The organism is Pradoshia sp. Z6_59, from assembly GCF_058267515.1.
In genome coordinates this window covers 1-3,075 of sequence record NZ_JBZCPP010000037.1, presented here as the reverse complement: position 1 = coordinate 3,075, position 3,075 = coordinate 1, and the positions used below count along the sequence as shown (strand labels likewise).

Sequence of the window (3,075 nt, the reverse complement as noted above, 5' to 3'; positions counted from 1 at the left end):
ATCAAACTCTCCGAAAGATGTTTGATCTAGCTAAATTTTAAAGCAAATTGACGAGATTTTAAAAATCTCTTGTTTTTTAGACTTGCTTGGCGTTTCGTTTTGTTTAGTTTTCAAAGAACAATTTGTCGTGTTAGCGACTCTTACATCATATCAATTCAGTTAGCTTTTGTCAAGCATTTTCTTTTTGATATTATTCACTAACAATCTCTCAAAATGTTTCGTGTTGCAGAAGCAACTTTTATATAATAACTTATATTTTTTATGAATGCAACCCTTTTTTATAAATTATTTTTTATAAGTTTGCATTCAAGAATTTATCCGCCTTCTATCTCATAGCGGCTTATTTATAATACCACTATTTCGAGTAATATAAAACTGGAATTTATATGTATTTTTCTATCTATCTCTTCGGATCTCCTCTATATTTAGCGATTCTATCTGTATTTCTGTTCACATTGAAACTCTCAGCTGGTTTAAAACTACTTCTACAGGAGACGGTTAGCATGCATGAGATATTTACTCAATGTAGGATTTACCATATCAAGAAGAAACAAAGCTAATTAAAGCAAAATTGATATTTCTATAATGGAGAAAAAAGACCGTTTTTACACTACTCCTTTAATCATACAGTTAGCTTGTCTTATTTATATATGTGTAAGTATAAAAAGATGGCAAACACAGAATCATAAATATAGTAGTGAATTTCCTTAAACAACCTGGTAAGCATCTATCTCGGATATTTGTTACTTTATTATAGATGTTATACCTTCTTTCAGTATGACAATATAATCGTTACTTGCTGATACTTTCTTTTTCTTCTATGAGAATTAGACAATCTTTTATTTCTGATGGATCAATTGATTCGCTTCTTTATAATGATGCAATCTTTCCAGAAAGCTTTTGTACCTTCACTAAAACCCACCAATCCTGCCGACAAACTTATAAAAGTATAGAACATCTTCTTTTTTAATCACCCCAACATTCTACATATTCAGCTCCGGTCTTTCTTTTTAGATCACCTGATTAATTAGCTCATGACTGGTAAAGTTATACTTCGTTTTTGAAAAACCAGTATTAAACCTTATGTCATATGCCTATTTACTTCGCATTTCTTCACTGGTTTTCCCGTACAGCGAGTAGGATCCTCCAAGCAAATCATTGTGTTTGGAATAGGGGAACGAGGTTCCTCCAATCACTTCTCGGTTCCACATCATAACCGTTACACTTGTTTTCCCTTCCTTGAACTCATTATCTAGTGGATGACCTTTAACGAAAAAACGGACTAAATGAATCTCTTTATTCAAATAGGGCTCGGGTTCGATGGATTGGACAGCCCAGTCCTCTTTAGCGGGAAGTTTCGTTAAGTCACTTATCGTATACGTCCTAGTCCTCTCTCCTTCATAGGACAGGACAGCACATCATATCCTTTATCCTCTAGGAATCCTTTGCAAATTCTCGCATTTTCCGTTAATGGGAGTTGTTCATCGCTTTGTGCGCACCCAGAGAGCAACAAGAAGATTAGATAATACAGTGGTTTTTTCATTTCATCCCTCCTTGTTTACAGATGATATCCTATATTTAAAGCCATGAGAGCTCTGATTGACACCTTTTGTTTTGTCATAGTATAGATAATTAACCTACTATCTAAAAAGCAACCTTAACGAAAACATCCCTTTTCTTTATGTAACATACTAAATTCAAAACTGTATAAGCGACTTCCTGCATCCACTATTTGTGCCCGGTTAGCTGCTTTTAGCTAATCACTTAGTTTTTGTATTGAATCAATAAAAAAGCGAACCTATACATTGATGGGGTCGCTAAAATAACGATGGTATTCCGAAAGGGAAGAATATTGGAGCTATGTAGATAAAACATAATAATAAAATTAATAAAAGAGACATGACTATCGAAAAGACAGATCTAATGATCACTTTCTTATCATTTTTCCTTTCTAACGGCAGCCCAACTACAGCTAAACTCAGTGATACAAGCGAAAAAGGAATAAGGTAATACATCCATGTTTCATTTCTAAAGTCTGATATAAAAAATCCGAAGAAAGCAAATAGGCAAAGTGCTATTAGCGTTATTCCAAATGACCATTGATTAGCTACAAGTTTAAAACTCCTCTTTGCCACTTTCAACATGCCTCACCTTCCAAATATATCCTTTTTTATTATTGTAAGTCACTCTTTTGCTTCATTCAAGTGAGAATTCTGTATTAAGCTCTAGTTAAAAAATTGAACAGGAGGACCTATCTATGCAAAATAGTCTAACCTTTCTCTATGTAAAGATGAATCAATTATATTGTATTCGAGCAATAGAGCGAGTATAACGGAGAGATTGTAAGCAAGGATTTCTTTTAATCAATCGATTAGTTAACTTGTATGCATTCAGTAAGTACCTATCCTTGAGCTTGTACCTTAAAAGCCACATATAAAAAAGAAGTGAAGAACCAATTCTCTTACATTTTCCTGACCTTCTTCTTCCCTATAGATATTGATTAAAAAGGTTAAGGAGTCTCCCAGCTGAAATCCCAGGTTGAGTCCTTAATATATGTTTTCCAATTTTATTATTATCTCGTATGTTCACTAATAGGTGTGTTATACATGTTTTCTTACGGCTTTCCTCCATACTTCACCTACCTATGAAGCACCTTTACCCCGGTATAGGTCGAGTATAGGTGCCCCATAGGTGGAGCATAGCTGCTTTCCTGCACACTTCACACACCTTTCAACCACCTTTACCCCAGTATAGGTGGAGCATAGGTGACTCATAGGTGGGGCATAGCTGCTTTCCTCCATACTTCATCTACCTATCAGGTACCTTTACCCAGGTATAGGTCGGGCATAGATGTCCCATAGGCGTTGAATAGCACAGCTTTCCTATAGCTTCTACACTTCTAAAATGTACCTTTGACACTCCACAACCATATAGCAGCATTAATTATCCATGATCTCTCTTGGCCCTCTAAAAAACTGCACAAAAAAACCAGCTCATAAACTGAACTGGTTTCTTAAATTGCCCGGCAACGTCCTACTCTCACAGGGACTCGCGTCCCAACTACCATCGGCGCTG

At 35.4% G+C, this 3,075-nt stretch carries 2 protein-coding genes; both read right to left on the bottom strand.

Annotated features, from left to right (window positions below; all coding sequences use genetic code 11):
• Positions 1-1,094: 1,094 nt before the first annotated feature.
• Complete coding sequence (locus tag AC4D4B_RS19430; protein WP_491000837.1) at positions 1,095-1,304, bottom strand: hypothetical protein; 210 nt, start codon at positions 1,302-1,304, stop codon at positions 1,095-1,097.
• Positions 1,305-1,369: 65 nt separating this feature from the next.
• Entirely contained in the window at positions 1,370-1,543 is a 174-nt protein-coding gene (locus AC4D4B_RS19425) for a hypothetical protein (RefSeq protein WP_491000836.1), read from the bottom strand.
• Positions 1,544-3,075 lie beyond the last annotated feature (1,532 nt).

Bases quoted from the DNA above. Each gene is read 5' to 3' on its own strand.
- AC4D4B_RS19425 (WP_491000836.1), bottom strand. From the start codon at position 1,543: ATGAAAAAACCACTGTATTATCTAATCTTCTTGTTGCTCTCTGGGTGC.